The 1,346-nt window shown below is 31.6% G+C and carries 2 protein-coding genes; both read right to left on the bottom strand.

The window, feature by feature from the left end:
• Nucleotides 1-17: 17 nt before the first annotated feature.
• Nucleotides 18-401: a hypothetical protein gene (locus tag AC27VX_RS23700; protein ID WP_488698436.1), complete on the bottom strand. Its 384-nt coding sequence runs from the start codon at nt 399-401 to the stop codon at nt 18-20.
• A gap of 3 nt (nt 402-404) precedes the next feature.
• The coding region (locus tag AC27VX_RS23695; protein WP_488698434.1) for an RHS repeat-associated core domain-containing protein at nt 405-1,346 on the bottom strand (942 nt) is incomplete at its 5' end.

Genomic DNA, 1,346 nt, shown 5'->3' with positions numbered 1-1,346 from the left:
GCAGCGGGATTCTTTTATTAATTATGAGTTTTCTCATTATATTCTTTTTCAGTAACTAAAGTATCTTGTGAAATTTTTAGTCCATTCATTTCTTTTTTATATTCATATATAATATTAGATGATGGCTTATAACATTTCAAATATAGTGTGTCCTCTCCTCTAAAATAAATATCAATAACAGAACCAAAATTTCCATGAAAAATAATATCTTCTTTTTTATTTTTCTCTATAGCAACATAGTTTGTAACATCTGATATTGTACTTATTTGAAAAAAAGTCGCTTTAAAGTTTCCATTATCAATGCTCTTAACAATGATCCTATTTTTCTTTTCCTGTTCTGCTATATTTTCTTTCTTGCAACTATATAAGCAAGTTAAAATCACAAAAAATAATATTCTCATTTACTAATATTTTATATCTGTTCTGTATGGGAATCTTCCATAATAGCCATGAAAAATATATGACCCTGAAAATGTATGCTCTCCATAGAATGGCCAGCCTGAATTATATCCTGTAGCTCCTTTATTTTGGGATTGGTTGTAAGCTCCTACTTTTGGCATTACTTGATAATAAAAAAAGTCTTGATGGAAAGGCGATTTATCTGCTGCTACATTCATGTTAGCCCCAAATATTTCATTGCCTAATCCTCTAATGGTAGTTAGTTTTCCATCAAGCATTACTACATTTTCCGGACTAAAACCTGCAACACTTGCTTTAATATCAAATTTTTTTCCATTTCCTGAATTATCTCTTAAATATGAAAGAGTATCATACCAACCCATCCCTTTTGTCTGCTGTTTAAACAAATTGATATAGATATTTTTAATTTCGTTACCATCTAAATTTTTATATGCTTTTCCATTAATTTTCATATTGTATTCTGGATTTAGACTAAAGGTAGCATTTATATGTCCTTCAAATCCACCAGTAATATTGTTCGCCTGCATAAATTCAGTAGGTAGGTGTGTTTCAGCAATTTTTTGACTTGAGTTTATGTCATAATTCCCTTTTTCATCAGTAATATAAATTCCTGTATTTCCATCATTTTTAGCATTTAAAACAGTGTAAGTTCCATCTTTATTATCCTTTACTCCAGTACTTGCTACTCCTCGTCCATCAGGGTCGATAAGATTAATTGGATTATTCATTGCGTAGTTATAAGGTGGCCACCTCCTATATTTCTCTGCTAAAGGATCCACCACACTCCATCTTCCCAAATCCGCCATATACATCCTCGCTCCATAATCATACATTCCCGTCTCCTGCAGCTCCTTGCCGTTGTACTTATAATTCATATAACCTCCTAACAAGCCTTTCACTCCTCCAATATGATTCATTCCAAATGC

The sequence above is a fragment of the Chryseobacterium sp. 14P4.3.2 genome (assembly GCF_057799275.1).
The sequence above is the reverse complement of the archived record's forward strand: the minus strand, read 5'-3'. Positions and strand labels throughout refer to the sequence as shown.